This is a genomic window from Melioribacter sp., from assembly GCF_049325435.1.
Taxonomy (GTDB): Bacteria; Bacteroidota; Ignavibacteria; order Ignavibacteriales; family Melioribacteraceae; genus Melioribacter; species Melioribacter roseus.
This window is the reverse complement of the sequence record NZ_JBMOLD010000009.1, coordinates 40,842-58,063: the sequence shown is the minus strand read 5'-3', so window position 1 is coordinate 58,063 and position 17,222 is coordinate 40,842. Positions and strand designations below refer to the sequence as shown.

Below are 17,222 nucleotides of genomic sequence, written 5' to 3'. Positions count from 1 at the left end.
TAATGAAGGTAGCTTTTATCGGTACCGGATTGATGGGAGAACCAATGGCTTTCAGATTGTTGAAAGCGGGATATAATTTATTCGTATTTAATAGAACAAAATCCAAAACGGAACGCCTGAAAAAACATCAGGCTAAAATTTTCGATTCCGCCGCCGATGCGGTTAAAGAAACGCCGGTAATAATTACAATGCTTACGGATTTTAATGCAATAAGCGAAACTTTGTTTTCTGAAAAAATTTCTTTCAAAGGAAAAACGTTGATTCAGATGAGCACCATATCGCCTAATGAAAGCCTTCTGTTGAAAAACCGAATAGAAGAGAACGAGGGAGAATATATTGAAGCTCCGGTTCTGGGAAGCATTCCGCAGGTCGAAGAAGGTCGGCTAGTTGTGATGGTTGGAGCTTCGAAAGAGAATTACAATAAATGGAAAAAGTTATTGAAGAATTTCGGAGACGGCGTCTATCACGTCGGCGATATCGGAAGCGCTTCGGCAATGAAGCTGGCGTTGAATCAGTTGATTGCCTCGCTCACTTCGGTCTTTTCGATGAGTCTCGGCTATATTCTGGCGAGCAATGTGGATGTAAATCAATTCATGGAAATTCTGAGGAAGAGCGCTCTTTACGCTCCTACGTTCGACAAAAAGCTGAACGGAATGCTCAAGAGAGATTTCGACAAAGCGAACTTCCCTTTGAAACACTTATTGAAAGACGTCAATCTTATTCAAGAAGAATTTGCAGGTAAAAAGATTAATACGGAGATAATAGAAAAAGTAAGAAATATATTGCAAAAGGGAATGGAAATGAATATGGCGGATAAAGATTATTCGGCCCTGTTCAATGTGATTTATCCAAAACAAGAATAGTATACATGAAAAAAGCTTTTCCGGGAAAACAAGTTACAATAATCTTGAGCATAGTTTTTTCGGTAGTTGTTTATTTGTTCCTGGATTTAGGCGCCGGGAACGAAAAAGCCGAAATTGTCGCCGCTGCCGCCTTGCTCATGGCGTTGTTATGGATTACTGAATCAATTCCGTTAGCCGCCACTTCGCTTTTGCCGCTTGTTGTTTTCCCATTGACCGGCGCGGTATCGGCCAAATCAATCTCCCAGGCTTACGTTAATTCGACGATCTTTTTGTTTGTCGGCGGTTTCATTATTGCGGTCGCAATGGAAAAGTGGAAACTGCACAAGAGAATTGCGGTTAACATAATCTATTTGCTGGGAAATTCGCCCGGAAAAATTATTTTGGGTTTTATGATAGCTTCGGCGTTTATTTCGATGTGGATTTCGAATACAGCCACGGCGGTAATGCTGCTTCCGATCGGATTGTCTGTAATAAAAAAAGTTGAAGAAGAGAACCAAAATAAAAACGTAAAAAATTTTTCGATAACGTTAATGCTTGCCATTGCGTACTCGTGTTCTATCGGGGGATTGGCCACTCCGATCGGAACCCCGCCGAATCTGGTTTTTCAACGAGTGTTTAAGATTAATTTCCCAAACTACGAACAGATTACTTTTGCCGGATGGATGGCGCTGGTGCTGCCCATTACAATTATACTGCTTGCTTTTGTGTGGTTCCTGCTCAACAAAATAATTTACAGAACTCCATCCGAAATCAATATTGACCGTCAAATAATAAAAAAAGAGAAATTGGAACTCGGCAAATTAAAAAGCGGAGAAAAGTCCGTTCTCTTTGTGTTTATCGCAACTTCTCTGCTCTGGATATTTCGCAGCGATATCAATACGGGCTTGTTTGTAATACCGGGATGGTCGAATCTTATGCCCGCAAGTGATTTTATTGACGACGGTACTGTTGCAATCACAACGGCTCTTTTGCTGTTTATGATTCCGGTTAAGAATTCGAACGGCGGAACCGGATTCGTACTCGAAAGCGACGCGATAAATAAAATACCGTGGGACATTGTGCTTCTCTTCGGAGGCGGATTTGCTCTGGCGTACGGATTCGTCGATTCGGGACTGTCTGAGTTAATCGGTAAACAATTTGTATCCTTAAAAGAACTAAACCCGTTTTATCTTATCTTGTCGATTTGTTTGATTGTTACATTCTTAACGGAGTTAACATCCAATACGGCGACGGCGCAAATTTTATTGCCTATACTTGCGTCTTTGTCGCTCGAATTGAATATTAATCCGATGTTGTTAATGGCGCCGGCTACGTTTTCGGCATCTTGCGCTTTTATGCTGCCCGTAGCCACGCCTCCGAACGCTATTGTGTTCGGCAGCCGTAAACTGAGAATAAAAAAAATGGCTTTACCGGGCGTTATAATTAATTTTACAGGAGCCGCCGTAATTACTATAATTGTAATGATGAATTTTTTATAAAAAACGAAAGGAGGGAAAATGGCTTATTTTAATTCGAAAGTTGTAAATTACTCTTTTGAGGACGCGGAAAATAAAATCAAAGAACTTTTGCAAAAAGAAGGTTTCGGCGTGTTGACTGAAATAAACGTTAAAGATACTTTAAAAAAAAAGCTCGATGTCGATTTTAGAAATTATAAGATATTCGGCGCCTGCAATCCACCTCTTGCTTATAAAGCCCTGCTGATGGAAGAGAATATCGGAGTGCTGCTTCCCTGTAACGTAATACTTCAGGAAAAACACGACGGCACGGTTCAGGTGAGCGCCGTCAATCCGATGGAGTCGATGCAGGCTGTAAAAAATTCCGCTCTGTCGGAAGTGGCGTCCGAAGTGTCAAAAAAGCTGGAAAGATTCCTTTCCTCTTTATAGTAGAATTATTTGCCGGTTTTTGTATACTTGTATTATTAATAATAACCGAATAACCATATGAACATACGTAAGTTGAGAGAAACCGCGGACTTTGTATTCGAACAAAAAAGATACGACGAGGCTTTTTATATCTACGACGCCATTTACAAAAATGTATGGACGGCTATCGGCACTACGCATTCCGCTCTGTCGGGGTTTTCACAGAATTATTTGAATTCCAGCTTCAAAGCCTCTTATGAATTCAAGAATATGTTCGTGCCTCAGGCGGTCGAAAGCGTTTGTAAAAAGTGGTTCGATATGGATACCGACCAAACTCTCAATGAATTAGCCTTTACCACTTACGGTCATCTTCAATGTATCAGCTATTCGCCGGAACTTTCGATAACAATTCCTTCCGACGAAGTTTACAACGAATTTCTTGTTCTTCATACTTTGGTATTGGAAATGGGCTCGGACAGTTGGATAAATTCGCTGTTGAAAATTGTTACGCCTGTTGTAGAAAACAATAAACTGATTAAACTGAGACCCAATTTGAAAATTGACAAAGTAAAGCAAAACATTATAGAAAATTCGGCAAGAATCAAAGACACCGACTGGTATAACGTCAACTTGTTTATGCTCGATTATCTTTTCAATATAGGCGATAACAGTTCGGAACTTTTCACTTCGGTAAATGATATTGTCGGTTTTTATTTCCGGCAAAGGACTCACAGAAAGTCTTCCAGGAAAGAGGAAAGAACTTATACGCAATACGAGAAATATGAAAAGTACGAGAAATACGAACGTTTCGAAAAATACGAAAGAAGGACTTCTTCCGATACTGATGATTTTGATGCTACAAAAGCGACCGACTTTGAAAAAGCCAAATATTACGGTAAATTATTGGGATTGTCGGGGAAAGTAACCAAATCGTATATACGTAAGCGTTATCTCGATTTGATTTCCAAATATCATCCCGACAGAGTGAGCGACCTTGGAGACGAGCTTAAAGCGTTGGCAGAGAAAAAAACGAAACAAATCAATGCAGCCTACGAATGGTTCAAACAAAAATATAAACTGTAACTAAAAAAGGGGGAATGAATGCAACGGGTTATTATCTTCTTCTTAATCCTTTTCGTAAGTCTTAACGCACAAAACAAAATTGTAATCAACGCCGATCTGGGCAAGTACAAAATCGATAAAAATATTTACGGACATTTTTCCGAACATCTGGGCAGATGCATATACGACGGATTTTATGTCGGCGACACAAACAAGATTATTCCCAATACCAGAGGTATAAGAAACGACATTGTGAAAGCTCTCAGAAAAATGAAGGTGCCCGTATTGAGATGGCCCGGCGGATGCTTTGCCGATACTTATCACTGGAAAGACGGTATCGGACCTAGATCCGAAAGACCGACAATTGTCAATACCTGGTGGGGCGGAGTAACGGAGGACAACAGTTTCGGCACGCACGAATTTATGGATCTTTGCGAGCAACTCGGAGCCGAACCGTATATTTCCGGCAATGTGGGAAGCGGTACTGTCCGTGAAATGGCGGAGTGGGTCCAATATACGAATTTCGACGGCAGAAGCCCCATGAGCGACCTCCGCAAGAAAAACGGCAGGGAAAAACCGTGGAACGTAAAATATTGGGGCATCGGTAACGAAACCTGGGGCTGCGGCGGGCATATGAGACCAGAATATTATGCCGATATCTACAGGGCTTTTGCTACATATTTGCCCGGCAATTCCAACGTTAAATTATTCAGAATTGCTTCCGGAGCCGCAGGCGACGATTATAACTGGACTGAAGTATTGCTTAAGAATATTCCTTTGAATCTCATCGAAGGTATCGGAGTTCATCACTATGCCGTGATCGATTGGAACGCTAAAGGCTCGGCTACCGATTTTACTGAAGAACAGTATTTCAAAACAATGCAGCAAGCGCTCAGAATGGAAAAAATTGTAAAAGGTCATATTAATATTATGGATAAATACGACCCGCAGAATCGCGTGGCGCTGGCTGTTGACGAATGGGGCGGCTGGTACGACGTAGAACCCGGCACAAATCCCGGCTTTTTATATCAACAGAATACAATGAGAGATGCATTGCTTGCAGGCGCTACATTAAACATTTTCAACAATTACTGCCGCCGCGTTAAGATGGCAAATCTGGCTCAAACGGTAAACGTCCTGCAGGCCGTTGTTTTGACAAAAGAAGAAAAAATAATTCTTACTCCGACCTATCATGTAATGGAAATGTATAATGTTCATCACGACGCAACTATGCTGCCCGTCGATGTAACTTCCGAAAAATATACGGTCGACGGAAAATCTCTCGATGCAATATCTTGTTCGGCTTCGAAAGATGAGAACGGCAAAATTCATATTTCGCTCGTAAATATCGACATTAACAAAAAACATAATATTGTAATCGACCTCAGGGGAACTGAAGTAAGCAAATGCACGGGTAGAATTCTGACGTCCGAAAAAGTGCAGGATCACAATACTTTCGAGAATCCGGAAAAAATTAAGCCCGCCGCTTTCAATGGATTCAAATTAAACGGGAATAAACTCCGGATTGAACTTCCTGCCACTTCGGTTGTCGTGCTTGAGCTGGAATGATGGAATTGATATTTCTAAATATGCTCACACCCGTCTTAAAACGGGTGTGAGCTTTTCTGAAACGGAATATTCGGTTTCGAATTCTTATAACGTTTTGTGAGTTTTGGCTTCTTCCATTAAAACTTTGTATGAGTATCCGTAACCGAAATCTTTGTCGAGGCTAATTCTGCCTTCGAATGTTACAACTTCGCCCGGATTTACATTCTCGTTTGTTGTTATCGTTAAATCGTAATTCCCGTCTTTGTTTGTGCCGTCCTGGATATGAATCCAGTTCTTACCCATTATTCCGGAATTAACTTTAATTACTTTGCCCCTTATTTTAACCGTTTTGTTTTTGAAAGCGTCGGGTTTGGAATAGAGTTCGGCAATCGTTATACCGCCGGGAACTGGCTCTATCTTAACGTCGAGTTTGTCTATTTTGGGTTTCTGAGGTTTTGTAAGAGTCCCCGCGCCGAGTTGCTTTTCAACATAATCGACGAAGAAGATAGTATCGAATACTTTATCGAGTTCGGAGCTTTTGAAATTATTCATTTCCATGTAATTGTTGAAATAAAGAATTTCTCCTTTATTGAATTCGGCTTTCGGAACCGCTATCCAATATTTATTGCCGTTTTCGTCAACGTTAAGATAAGTGTAACTGCTCACCTGTATTACGTCCTCTACTTTGACCGTATGAGCAAATTCTTTTGATTTGTTCGGCTTTTGTTCGGACTGCTCGTTTTTCCCGCATCCGATTGCAACGACTAACAAAAATGCGATTAATAATAATTTATACGATTTCATAATTTCCTTCCGTTTGTTGTTACGAATATATAAAATCTTACGATAAATTTTGCTTATCTTCACATGCGTAAAATTGTACTATTGTAATATAATTTAGAGAAATATGAACAGCGTAATACTCGGAAAGAACGAAGACAGAAGAATTAAAAAAGGCCATCTCTGGATATTCAGCAATGAAATAAAATCCGTGGAAGGATCTCCGGAAAACGGCGAACTTGTACGGATACTGGATGCAAAAAGGAATTATCTTGGTACTGGCTTTTATAACAAGAACTCGTTGATAAGCGTAAGATTTATATCCAAACAAAAAGAAGTCGATTTAACGCAGCTGTTCAAATCGAGAATCTTGAATGCTTTCGCCTACAGAAAAAAAGTATATCCGAACCGGGAGTCCTTCAGATTGATTTTCAGCGAAAGCGATTTGATTCCCGGATTGATAATCGATAAGTACAATAATTCTTACGCGTTGCAGGTCTATTCCGCGGGCATCGAAAAAAATATAAATGTTATTGTCGATATTTTAAAAAAAGAGCTCGGCGCTAAAAACATATTTACGAAAAACGAAGAATATTTCAGAAGACTGGAAGGTTTGCCGGTTGAAGACTATGTTTATGCGGGCGAAATGGAAAAGGAAATTATTGACGACGGTTCGATAAAATACGAAATCGATTTCTCCGACAGCCATAAAACGGGATTTTATTTTGACCAGTGCGACAACAGGCAATATGCGGGTAGGTTTTGCAACGGATTCGAAGCGCTCGATTGTTTCTGCAATTCGGGCGGATTCGGATTGCACGCGGCTTACAATAAATGTAAAAGCATTACGTTTGTAGATTCTTCCGCACGCGAAATCGAAAGAGCGGAACACAATTTCAAATTAAACTCTTTTGCTGCCGAATCGTCTTTTATAGTTGACGATGTGTTTGATTTCCTTAATAAAAAAATTGAAGAAGGCAAAAAGTACGACGTTGTAATAATCGACCCGCCGGCGTTTGCAAAAAATAAGAAAAATCTGCCCGCCGCAATTAAAGGCTACGAAAAGTTAAACGGACTGGCAATGAACGTATTGAAAGACGGCGGAGTTTTGTTTACTTCTTCGTGTTCTTATCACTTGAGGGATTATGAATTTATCAACGTAATTAACAATGCGGCAAATAAGAACGGGCGTTATGCCAGAATAATTTATTTCAATCATGCCTCGCTCGATCATCCTCGTCTCACTTCGATGGAAGAAACAGTTTATCTGAAATTTGCAGGCGTTATACTTGCTTGATTTTGATTAAAGAGATCGGTATCAATGCCATAAATGCAAGAAAAGCTCCGGCATAAAAAACGGCACGAAGACCGCCTAAGCTAAAAGCAATGCCCATCAATGCCGGTCCGATTGTTTGACCGGTTCTGAGAACCATGCCGTTAAAGGACATAAATGCCGCGCGATACTCGAATGGGGTTATACTGCTTAATAATGTCTGGATTGTAGGTAAATTCAATCCCTGACCTACGCCGTATATAATTACCGATATTATGAGAAGCCATAAAGTATAGCCGAGCGATAAAGCAAGAAGGGCAATTCCGTAAAAAATAAAAGAGAGCGTCATTATTTGTTTATATGATAAAGTAGTTGAGAGCTTTCCCAGCCGGGAAGAAACTATTGCCGTTGTAAAAGACATAACGGACATTACAATGCCGATATGAGCCGAGTTAAACTTATACGTTTTGTTTAATAGAAAAGGAAGGTACGTCAGATACGAACCGTATAAAAGTATAAATGTGACAAGACTTACGGAAAAGAGAATTATTGCATTCAAAGATTTAATGCTTTTTAATGCATTTGCGAGATAATCTTTCAGGGTTTGTGATTTTGAATGTTCAGGATTGTTAAGATATATTATTACAATCATCGCCACAGGGATTGCAAACGCAGGAAGAATAAAGACATAATGCCAGCTTATGCTTGCAAGTAAACCGCCAATGAACGGATACGCCGAAGTGGCAACGCTGAGCACGCTTGCATTGTAACCCATCGCCTCGGCTCTTCGACTTCCTTCAAATAAATATCCGATTAACGTAACATTTAAAGAACCTAACGAAGCCGCTCCGACTCCCTGAAAAAATCTTAATATCAACAGATATTCAAATCCGGCAAGGAAAACACAGGCAAATCCCGCTAAGCCGAATAAAAGCAAAGACGGAACGAGCACTTTATTTCTGCCGTAGCGGTCTGCAAGAATTCCGAGTATCGGAGTAAATATTACTCCGGGCAGCGTAAAGAATACGATAAGCAACCCAATTTCTTTGCCGCTCAAGTTGAAATGTCGGGCTATATCGGGGAAGGCGGGAGTAACGCTGGCGACTCCCATTACGGAAATAAGCGTAATGGCGTATATTATCCGCAGATTTTTATTAAGGAATAACTTCATCCGATAATCGGGTAAATTAAATAACAAACATAATAAAATTGAGGGATTATAGAGAGCCGCCCGTAAATGTCATTATACCAAAGTGAAAAAAGCTCCGAATCGTAAGTCGATAAATTCCCGTTGGAGTTCATACAGCGATTGCGCGTCTACTACTGACGTAATAGTAATGAGAATAAATATAAAACAACGGAGATGATTCATCAGTTCGCTACGAATAAAATTGTTTCCCTATGCGTTAATTCAATTGCATCATTAATGAAATTGCGGTTGAAAATATTAATAAAATAATAGGGTCGATACAAATAAATTCGGAGAAAAATAAAATCAAAAAAAAGAGAGCTATTTATCAAAATGATAAAAGCAATAAAGAAAATTATTTTTATTTTTTGCGGGAATAAATTATCAAACTTTCAGGGCATTAATAATAATCAGGGGATAAAAATGAAATACGGACATTTCGACGATCAAAAAAGAGAATATGTAATAACCCGTCCCGATACTCCTTTACCATGGATTAATTATCTGGGGACAGAGCATTACTTCGGTATAATATCGAATACGGCGGGCGGTTACAGTTTTTATCAGGATGCGCGCCTAAGAAGACTAACCAGATACCGCTACAATAATATTCCGATGGACAGCAACGGCAGGTATCTTTATATCAAGGACGGCGATACTGTTTGGAACCCGATGTGGAAGCCGATGAGAGTTCCGCTAGATAAATACGAATGCCGCCACGGACTCGGTTATACAAAAATTACAGGAGAGAAAAACGGGCTAGAAGTATCCGCGCTTTATTTTGTGCCAATAGGAGCGCGGAATGAAGTATGGCACGTAGAAGTTAAAAATAATTCGAATGATAAGAAAAATATAAGAATGTGGAGCTTTGTCGAATGGTGTCTGTGGGAAGCTTACGACGATATGACGAACTTTCAGAGGAATTATTCAACCGGTCAGGTGGAAATTGAAAACGGAACAATCTTTCATATTACCGAATACAGAGAAAGACGCAATCATTACGGATATTTTGCCTGCAGCGAGAAAGTCTCGGGGTATGATTCCAGCAGGGATGCTTTCGTAGGGCTCCATTACGGACTCGACGCGCCGCGAGCCGTTATTGAAGGAGAATGTAGGAACAGTACTGCATACGGTTGGCTTCCGATAGGCGTTCATCAAATCGATATCGAATTAAAACCCGGCGAGTCGAAAAAAATCAATTTCATCCTTGGCTATGCCGAAAATCCTCCTGAAGAAAAATATCTGCCCGACGGCAAAATTAGAAAAGACGAATTCTTTAATGTAAGAGAAAAATTCCTTTCGTCGGAAAATGTTGAAAAATCTTTCGAAGAACTGAAATCATACTGGGATAAACTTCTTTCGGTTTATCACGCCGAAACTGCAAACGAACACGTTAACAGAATGGTAAACGTCTGGAATCAATATCAATGTATGGTAACGTTTAATATGTCGAGGTCGGCGTCGCTTTACGAATCGGGAATCGGTAGAGGAATGGGATACCGCGACAGTAATCAGGACGTTCTGGGCTTTGTCCATATGATTCCCGAACGGGCGCGACAGAGAATACTCGATATAGCATCTACACAGCTTTCTGACGGAACTTGTTATCATCAATACCAGCCTTTGACTAAGAAAGGGAATGCGGATATCGGAGGAGGATTCAACGACGACCCGCTCTGGCTAATCCTGTCCACTTCCGCTTATATCAGAGAAACTGGCGATACGACAATCCTCGATGAAAAAATCGGATACGCAGATAAACCGGATTCGGATGCCACATTAATGGATCATCTCCATCTCTCTTTGAATTATACATTGAATAACAGAGGTCCTCACGGATTGCCACTGATTGGACACGCTGACTGGAACGATTGTCTCAACTTGAATTGTTTTTCGACCACGCCGGGAGAAAGTTTTCAATTGGCGGGACACATCGAAAACGATCGAATAGCCGAATCGGTTATGATTGCCGGTTTATTCTGCAGGGCATGCGAAGAGATGGCGGGCATTCTTAATTTTATTGGTAAGAAAAACGAAGCCGACGATTATAAAAAGAAAGCGGCGGAAATGAGAGATGTAATTTACAAACACGGATGGGACGGCGAATGGTTCCTGCGCGCTTACGATTCTTACGGAGAAAAAGTCGGTTCGAAAGAAAACAAGGAAGGCAAAATATTTATAGAAAGTCAGGGCTGGTCTATTTTAGGCGGTACAGGGCTGGAAAACGGACACGCCTTGAAAGCGCTCGACAGCGTAAAAGAATATCTCGCCACTCCCAACGGAATAATCCTTCAGCAGCCCGCATATTCAACATACTATCCGCATCTGGGAGAAATTAGTTCGTATCCTCCGGGCTATAAAGAGAACGCCGGAATTTTCACGCATAACAACACGTGGATTCAAATTGCGGAAACAATCGTAGGACGGGGCGACCGCGCATTTGAATATTATCTGAGCATTTGCCCTTCCAAAAAAGAAGAGCAGATCGACATTTATCGTTCCGAGCCTTATGTATACAGCCAGATGACAGCCGGAAAAGACGCCCCTACTTACGGAGAGGCAAAAAATTCGTGGTTAACCGGAACAGCCGCCTGGTCTTTCGTATCTGTTTCTCAATATATTCTGGGCATTCGTCCGGACTTCGACGGATTGGTAATAGACCCATGCATACCGTCTGAATGGAAAGAACTGAAAGTTCAAAGAAAATTTAGGAATGCCGTATATAACATTACGATTAAAAATCCTTCGGGGATCAATAAGGGCGTCAAGAAAATCACTCTGGACGGAAAGGAAATCCAGGGAAATAAATTGCCGGTTCTAAACGACGGAATCGAACACGAAGCGCTGGTCGTGCTGGAAAAGTGATTCGATTATTTCGGGGGAATGATTGCTTCATTCCCTCTTGGCATTTGTATCGGGGAATAAAAAAAGTCCGATTAGCTAGGGCGAACTAATCGGACTTGGTGTGTTTTGAGGGGTGTGTTGTGTTGTGAAAATTCTATACGTTAGACTCCCTTAAAACGAAATAAGTTTCATCGGGGATCAATTTTTCTCCATTATTCGGAACGCAGCTCTCTAAATATACCGGCAGCTTTCCGGAAATTGAACACAATGAACAAGAACATCAATGCTAATATGACTATGAATAAATTCATTTTATCGCCTTTTTTACATTTCAAAATATCACAATCTTACGATAGAATTTGTGTCGAAAATCAACAGAGTGATTTGGAACAACAATAAAATGAAACCATTTATTCGCTCTATTATCGTAAGATTCGTTTATTAGTTTAGATGTAATTTCTAAAATTCAGGAAGCCTTGGAGTTTAATGAGGGCAGGCGGAAATTACCGCATTTGTACATCTTAGACTCTTAACGGAATTCGCATCTATTAAGTTCCCGGATAATTTTATTCTGTGATACGAATTAAAGTTAAACTTAAATAATAACTTCCCCCGAATCCATATTCTTTCGAATCCGGGCGTAATTGAGGCTATTTTCAATAATTACCGAGGGATTAGCAAATCTGCTAAATTCGGTTTTAATGCAATTTTGAGCGTATAACATATCTATCAGTTGGCTAAAGCCAACTGCAACTGAAAAAAATTTTAAAAAGAAAAGCCTCAGCAATACTACTGAGGCTTATTTATTAGTAGCGGGGACAGTCCGTTAGCCAACGGATTGAACCTGCAACCTTCATAGAAAAAATTAAAAAAAAGCCTCAGCAATACTACTGAGGCTTATTTATTAGTAGCGGGGACAGTCCGTTAGCCAACGGATTGAACCTGCAACCTTCATAGAAAAAATTAAAAAGAAAAGCCTCAGCAATACTACTGAGGCTTATTTATTAGTAGCGGGGACAGGACTTGAACCTGCAACCTTCGGGTTATGAGCCCGACGAGCTACCAATTGCTCCACCCCGCGATGTAATCTTGGAGTCGTTTCAAATTTTGGACTCCAAATATAATAAACTCTCGATTAGTTGTCAATTTTAACGAAAAAAATCTCATTTTTGTTCTTTATTTGACTAAATACTTGATAGTTTTGTTTATTGTAATAATTTTAAATTTGATAATCGGGCAAATTATGCTGAAGAGTTTATACATAAAAGATTATGCGCTTATCGAAGAAATCGAAATTGAATTTCACGGCGGATTGAACATTATCACGGGCGAGACAGGCGCGGGAAAATCGATTTTGATCGACGCAATGGGGCTTTTGTTGGGCGACAGAGCTTCTTCCGAAGTGGTTCGAAAAGGAGCCGCTAAGTCGATAGTGGAGGGTATCTTCGATGTCAGTGGTCATCATAAAGTGCTTGACCTGCTTAATGAAAATGATATCGATACTTACGACGATTTGATTGTACGAAGGGAAATTTCCGTCAAAGGCACAAACAGATGTTTTTTGAACGATACGCCGGTTTCGCTTGCTCTGATTAAAGAAGTCGGAAATTTCCTCGTCGACTTGCACGGTCAGCATGAACACCAATCCCTGCTCAGGGTTTCAACTCATATTGAATTGATAGACGAATTTGCCGGCAACGAAGCTTTGCTTAATAATTATAAACAAAAATTAATCCTTCTCAAGCGTGAAATTTCAAGCTACGAAGAACTTGTTTCGAAAGAAGACGCGCTGAAAGAAAAATATGAACTCTACAGTTTTCAATTGAAGGAAATTAACGAAGTAGATCCCGCTCCGGATGAAGAAGAAACGCTGGAAAAAGAATTGAATCTGCTAGAAAACAGCGAACAATTGATTGAGCTCTCCGAAGAGATTTACCATCTGCTCTACGAAGACGAAAATTCGGTACACGACCGTATCAACTATATTAAGAACCGCATTGCCGAACTGACGAGAATCGATTCGTCCGTTAGCGATAAATTGAAAGAAATCGAATCGGCTTCCATTATAATCGGAGAAATTTCGGATTTCTTCAGAGGTTATAAAGATAAAATCGATATCGATCCGGAGAGGCTCGAAGAAGTAAGGCAAAGACTGAGCGCATTTAAATTACTGAAGAAAAAATACGGCGGCTCTATCCATACGGTTTTGGAATACCGGGATAAAATATCAACCGAAATTGAAACTACGGAGAATTTTTCCGCAAAGAAAGAAGAACTTTTGCGAAGAATCGAATCTCTCCGAAAAGATTGCGGCAAGCTGGCGCTCGATTTATCGGAAGCCCGTAAAAAAGTAATTCCCGGAATTAAAAAAGAAATTGAACGGTCGCTCAAATATCTCGGCATAACCAACAGCAATTTTCAGGTCAAACTCGAGAGGGAAAAACCGGAAGATAAAAATGATTATATTTTGATCGATCATGAGAAAGCGGGCTATAACGAAAGAGGTATCGATAAAATAGAATTCTATATATCCACCAATTTGGGCGAGGACCCCAAGCCATTGACTAAAGTCGCTTCCGGAGGCGAAATTTCCCGGATTATGCTGGCGCTTAAATCGATTCTTGCCAGATCGGAACGGCTTCCGATACTCATTTTCGATGAAATCGACACGGGCATCAGCGGTTCGGTTGCGCAAAAAGTAGGACTCGCTCTCAAAGAACTGGCGTCTTCGCACCAGATAATCGCCATAACGCACCTTCCACAAATCGCCGGACTTGCCGATTATCACTACTCCGTCGAAAAGAAAAAATCGGGTAACAGAATTGTAAGCACTATCAGAATTCTGAACGACGAAGAAAAAGTGAGAGAAGTGGCAAAATTAATCAGCGGCGAAGAAATTACCGAAGCGGCTCTCGACGGCGCCAGAGAACTGATGAAAATTAAAAATTGATTTGCCTCACATCGTTAAGAAAGAAATTTTGGTTAAATTGAAATATCAATTAAGAGGAGATAATCAGATGGGTACCCGCACAGGCAAAAATTTATCACTATTTGTTTTGGCGTTAATTATATTCTCAGTTCAAATAAAAGCTCAGTCTCTCAATGAAACTCTATCGAATTTATCTTCGACTGTGGGCGAAGCCTACGTGGCGCCAGTAACGTCGGCTTTCGGTTCGAATTTGAATTCCGGCTGGATTTCGGAGATTCCCGACGCTAAAATACTGGGATTCAACCTGACCTTAAAAGTGGTTGGAATGGGCTCTTTGTTTTCGGACGACGTTAAAAAGTTTTCAGCGACAGGAGACTTTTATTTTAATGACAAACAAGCGGGACAGATACTTGCAAATTCGGGAATCGATCCGACCAATCCGGACTACGAAAATTTAAAGCAGGAAATTAAAAGCAGAAAGTTCAATGTCCAATTCTCAGGCCCGACAATTGTAGGAAGTAAAAACGAATTTCTGAAAGTTAAATTCAACGGCGGCAGCTTTTACGAAGGCCGTTACGAACTTCAGCCGTATGAAATGGCAATCGAGGAAGTTAAGGGGTTTCTGGACGAACTTCCCGCGCTGCCTACAGCGGCGGTTCAATTGAATGTGGGGACAGTTCTCGGGACTAATTTGTCCGTGAGATATTTGCCCGCAGTCGACATCAAGGATTTGGGTAAGTTTACATTCTGGGGATTGGGCGCAATTCACAATCTGAATGTATTCCTGAATAATCCGCTGCCGCTCGATTTATCCGTCGGAGCATTTTATCAGCAATTGAAAGTGGGCGACGTTTTCGAAACTAAAGCCACTCAATTCGGCGTGTTTGCAAGCAAGCAGTTCGGCGTATTGGTCTCGATTACTCCGTATGCAGGCCTAACTTTCGAGTCGTCGAAGACAACGGTAAATTACGATTATCAATCGAACGAAACCGTCAACGGCGTGCCTGTGCCTCCAACGAGAATCTCATTCGACCTGGAAGGCGATAACTCGAGCGCATTTACGGTCGGCTTTAATCTGAACCTTATTATTTTTGACATAGTTGCCGACTATAAAATGGCAAAAACCAATACGGCTACACTGGGATTGGTAATCGGATTTTAAGAGATAATTAGTCGTGAATAAATTAGCGCTCTATGTTCATATCCCTTTTTGCGACCATAAATGTATTTATTGCGATTTTTATTCCATTACGAATTATAAAAACATAGAGGGCTACTTAGAAAGCTTAAAAAGAGAAATCGCACATTACGCAGGTTTTTATTCGAAGGAGTACGAAACAATCTCTGTTTATTTCGGAGGCGGCACTCCTTCTTTCATGACTCCGGAGTATATTTCTGCGATACTTGAAGAAATAAGAAATACATTCCAAATTGCTCGAGATGCAGAAATTACGCTCGAGACTAATCCCGGCACCGTCGATACTGAAAAACTCGATAAATTTCAAAAAGCGGGCATTAACCGATTGAGCGTCGGAATACAATCGTTCGACAAAGACGAACTGAATTTTTTAACCAGGATACACGACGCCGAAACGGCAAAAGAATGCGTGCTGAAAGCCTTTGAATCGGGCTTCGAAAATATTAGCGTCGATTTGATTTTCAATCTACCCGGTCAAAGCAAAGAAAAATGGATTAAAAATCTGAATGAAGCGGTTGAGTTGCCTGTTAAACACATTTCGGCTTACAGTCTTATTCTCGAAAAAGGAACAATCTTAAATAAAATGGTTCTCGACGGCAAAGTTACTCTCCAGGACGAAGATTACGACGCCGACCTTTACGAAATTACAATCGATTTTCTTGAATCGAAAGGATTCCTTCAATATGAAGTCTCCAACTTTGCCAAACCGGGTTACGAATCCGTTCACAACAGGGCGTACTGGCAATACGGCGATTATCTCGGCTTCGGAACCTCGGCTCATTCTTTCGTCAAAAACAGAAGATGGTGGAACTATTCGAGCCTCGAATTTTATAAGAGGGCAGTCGACGAAAGAGACCACGGAGTCGCAGGCAGCGAAATTCTGACTCCGGAAATGATGCTGGAAGAATATGTAATGCTGGCTCTCAGAAGCGGCGGTATCGATATCGAAAATCTAAAAAAACGTTTCGGCGACAAATGGCTTGCCGCTAATCGGTCGATTTTGGAGATATTGAAAACAGACGGTCTTCTGAAAATTGAAAACGGAATTATTCGTCTTACTAAAAAAGGATATCTGCTTTGCGACGAGATTTTGATTAACTTCAAATACTGAATCGAAATTTGCTTATTGCGCCAAATATTTATAGATTTGCATAGTCTTATTCGCCCCTTAGTGGGCGATTTTTATTTGTGTGATATGGAAAAAGAAATATTAAAACAAGAAATCGACAGTATAGTCTCTCAAGAAGGTTTTTTCCTTATAGAATTCATACTGAGAGGAGATAAGAAACAGAGGATTATCGAAGTTTATATCGACGGAAAAGAAGCCGTAACCAGTTCCGTCTGCGCAGAGTTAAGCAGGATAATCAAGGATAAGATCGAATCCGAGCAGTTGATCGATTCGAATTATCGGTTGGATGTTTCTTCTCCCGGAATTGAACGTCCGCTTAAATTTCTCGAACAGTATCATAAGCATATCAACAGAAATTTTGAAGTTCATTATAAGGCTGGGGACGAAAAACGCAAGATTGAAGGTAAGTTGATTCGGATTGACGGCGACAAACTTATTTTCGAGGTTAAGCCGAAATCAGCCAAAGTTCCCGACGAATATGAAATTAATTTTAAGGACATAAACAAAGCCAAAGTATTAATTAGCTTTTGATTTGGAGGAATAAT

13 protein-coding genes and 1 tRNA gene are annotated in these 17,222 nt (G+C 40.6%); 11 read left to right on the top strand and 3 right to left on the bottom strand.

Annotated elements, in window-relative coordinates; translation table 11 throughout:
* Positions 1-2 precede the first annotated feature (2 nt).
* Genes ACOYVE_RS05805 through ACOYVE_RS05785 form a run of 5 tightly spaced genes read left to right on the top strand, consistent with a single transcriptional unit; the run spans position 3 to position 5,356 of the window.
* The gene (locus tag ACOYVE_RS05805; RefSeq protein ID WP_014856372.1) at positions 3-863 is read left to right on the top strand and encodes an NAD(P)-dependent oxidoreductase; all 861 of its coding nucleotides are present in this window, start codon (positions 3-5) and stop codon (positions 861-863) included.
* Between the two features lie 5 nt (positions 864-868).
* On the top strand, positions 869-2,341 hold the full coding sequence (locus ACOYVE_RS05800; RefSeq protein ID WP_014856373.1) for an SLC13 family permease: 1,473 nt from the start codon (positions 869-871) through the stop codon (positions 2,339-2,341).
* Positions 2,342-2,359: 18 nt separating this feature from the next.
* Positions 2,360-2,746 (top strand): DUF302 domain-containing protein, encoded by a 387-nt coding sequence (locus tag ACOYVE_RS05795; protein ID WP_014856374.1) that lies wholly within the window; start codon positions 2,360-2,362, stop codon positions 2,744-2,746.
* A gap of 57 nt (positions 2,747-2,803) precedes the next feature.
* A complete protein-coding gene (locus ACOYVE_RS05790; protein WP_014856375.1) occupies positions 2,804-3,808 on the top strand; it encodes a J domain-containing protein in 1,005 nt (334 codons plus the stop codon).
* Positions 3,809-3,826: 18 nt separating this feature from the next.
* Positions 3,827-5,356, top strand: coding sequence for an alpha-N-arabinofuranosidase (locus ACOYVE_RS05785; RefSeq protein ID WP_014856376.1), 1,530 nt, complete (start codon positions 3,827-3,829; stop codon positions 5,354-5,356).
* A gap of 84 nt (positions 5,357-5,440) precedes the next feature.
* On the opposite strand, the gene ACOYVE_RS05780 is transcribed toward ACOYVE_RS05785, so the two are convergent.
* On the bottom strand, positions 5,441-6,139 hold the full coding sequence (locus ACOYVE_RS05780; protein ID WP_014856377.1) for a hypothetical protein: 699 nt from the start codon (positions 6,137-6,139) through the stop codon (positions 5,441-5,443).
* A 103-nt stretch (positions 6,140-6,242) separates the two neighbouring features.
* Between ACOYVE_RS05780 and ACOYVE_RS05775 the strand changes: the two genes are divergently transcribed.
* Positions 6,243-7,412 (top strand): class I SAM-dependent rRNA methyltransferase, encoded by a 1,170-nt coding sequence (locus ACOYVE_RS05775; RefSeq protein ID WP_014856378.1) that lies wholly within the window; start codon positions 6,243-6,245, stop codon positions 7,410-7,412.
* Here the strand turns inward: ACOYVE_RS05775 and ACOYVE_RS05770 are convergent.
* Positions 7,399-8,559: an MFS transporter gene (locus tag ACOYVE_RS05770; RefSeq protein ID WP_014856379.1), complete on the bottom strand. Its 1,161-nt coding sequence runs from the start codon at positions 8,557-8,559 to the stop codon at positions 7,399-7,401. The two genes, ACOYVE_RS05775 and ACOYVE_RS05770, sit on opposite strands and share 14 nt — an antisense overlap.
* Before the next feature lie 441 nt (positions 8,560-9,000).
* On the opposite strand from ACOYVE_RS05770, the gene ACOYVE_RS05765 reads away from it, so the two are divergent.
* Entirely contained in the window at positions 9,001-11,442 is a 2,442-nt protein-coding gene (locus ACOYVE_RS05765) for a GH36-type glycosyl hydrolase domain-containing protein (RefSeq protein WP_041356475.1), read from the top strand.
* 987 nt (positions 11,443-12,429) lie between these two features.
* On the opposite strand, the gene ACOYVE_RS05760 is transcribed toward ACOYVE_RS05765, so the two are convergent.
* A tRNA-Met gene (locus ACOYVE_RS05760) sits at positions 12,430-12,502 on the bottom strand.
* Positions 12,503-12,664: 162 nt separating this feature from the next.
* Between ACOYVE_RS05760 and recN the strand changes: the two genes are divergently transcribed.
* The 4 genes from recN (at position 12,665) to rimP (ending at position 17,208) form a co-directional block, all read left to right on the top strand.
* Positions 12,665-14,371 (top strand): DNA repair protein RecN, encoded by a 1,707-nt coding sequence (gene recN, locus ACOYVE_RS05755; RefSeq protein ID WP_014856381.1) that lies wholly within the window; start codon positions 12,665-12,667, stop codon positions 14,369-14,371.
* Between the two features lie 67 nt (positions 14,372-14,438).
* Positions 14,439-15,512 (top strand): DUF6588 family protein, encoded by a 1,074-nt coding sequence (locus ACOYVE_RS05750; RefSeq protein ID WP_422881209.1) that lies wholly within the window; start codon positions 14,439-14,441, stop codon positions 15,510-15,512.
* Between the two features lie 13 nt (positions 15,513-15,525).
* Positions 15,526-16,659, top strand: coding sequence for a radical SAM family heme chaperone HemW (gene hemW, locus ACOYVE_RS05745; protein WP_014856383.1), 1,134 nt, complete (start codon positions 15,526-15,528; stop codon positions 16,657-16,659).
* A gap of 84 nt (positions 16,660-16,743) precedes the next feature.
* Positions 16,744-17,208, top strand: coding sequence for a ribosome maturation factor RimP (gene rimP / locus ACOYVE_RS05740; protein ID WP_014856384.1), 465 nt, complete (start codon positions 16,744-16,746; stop codon positions 17,206-17,208).
* Positions 17,209-17,222 lie beyond the last annotated feature (14 nt).

Bases quoted from the DNA above. Each gene is read 5' to 3' on its own strand.
- ACOYVE_RS05770 (WP_014856379.1), bottom strand. From the start codon at position 8,559: ATGAAGTTATTCCTTAATAAAAATCTGCGGATAATATACGCCATTACG.
- ACOYVE_RS05785 (WP_014856376.1), top strand. From the start codon at position 3,827: ATGCAACGGGTTATTATCTTCTTCTTAATCCTTTTCGTAAGTCTTAAC.
- ACOYVE_RS05790 (WP_014856375.1), top strand. From the start codon at position 2,804: ATGAACATACGTAAGTTGAGAGAAACCGCGGACTTTGTATTCGAACAA.
- ACOYVE_RS05750 (WP_422881209.1), top strand. From the start codon at position 14,439: ATGGGTACCCGCACAGGCAAAAATTTATCACTATTTGTTTTGGCGTTA.
- ACOYVE_RS05765 (WP_041356475.1), top strand. From the start codon at position 9,001: ATGAAATACGGACATTTCGACGATCAAAAAAGAGAATATGTAATAACC.
- ACOYVE_RS05775 (WP_014856378.1), top strand. From the start codon at position 6,243: ATGAACAGCGTAATACTCGGAAAGAACGAAGACAGAAGAATTAAAAAA.
- ACOYVE_RS05800 (WP_014856373.1), top strand. From the start codon at position 869: ATGAAAAAAGCTTTTCCGGGAAAACAAGTTACAATAATCTTGAGCATA.
- recN (WP_014856381.1), top strand. From the start codon at position 12,665: ATGCTGAAGAGTTTATACATAAAAGATTATGCGCTTATCGAAGAAATC.
- ACOYVE_RS05805 (WP_014856372.1), top strand. From the start codon at position 3: ATGAAGGTAGCTTTTATCGGTACCGGATTGATGGGAGAACCAATGGCT.
- ACOYVE_RS05780 (WP_014856377.1), bottom strand. From the start codon at position 6,139: ATGAAATCGTATAAATTATTATTAATCGCATTTTTGTTAGTCGTTGCA.
- ACOYVE_RS05795 (WP_014856374.1), top strand. From the start codon at position 2,360: ATGGCTTATTTTAATTCGAAAGTTGTAAATTACTCTTTTGAGGACGCG.
- rimP (WP_014856384.1), top strand. From the start codon at position 16,744: ATGGAAAAAGAAATATTAAAACAAGAAATCGACAGTATAGTCTCTCAA.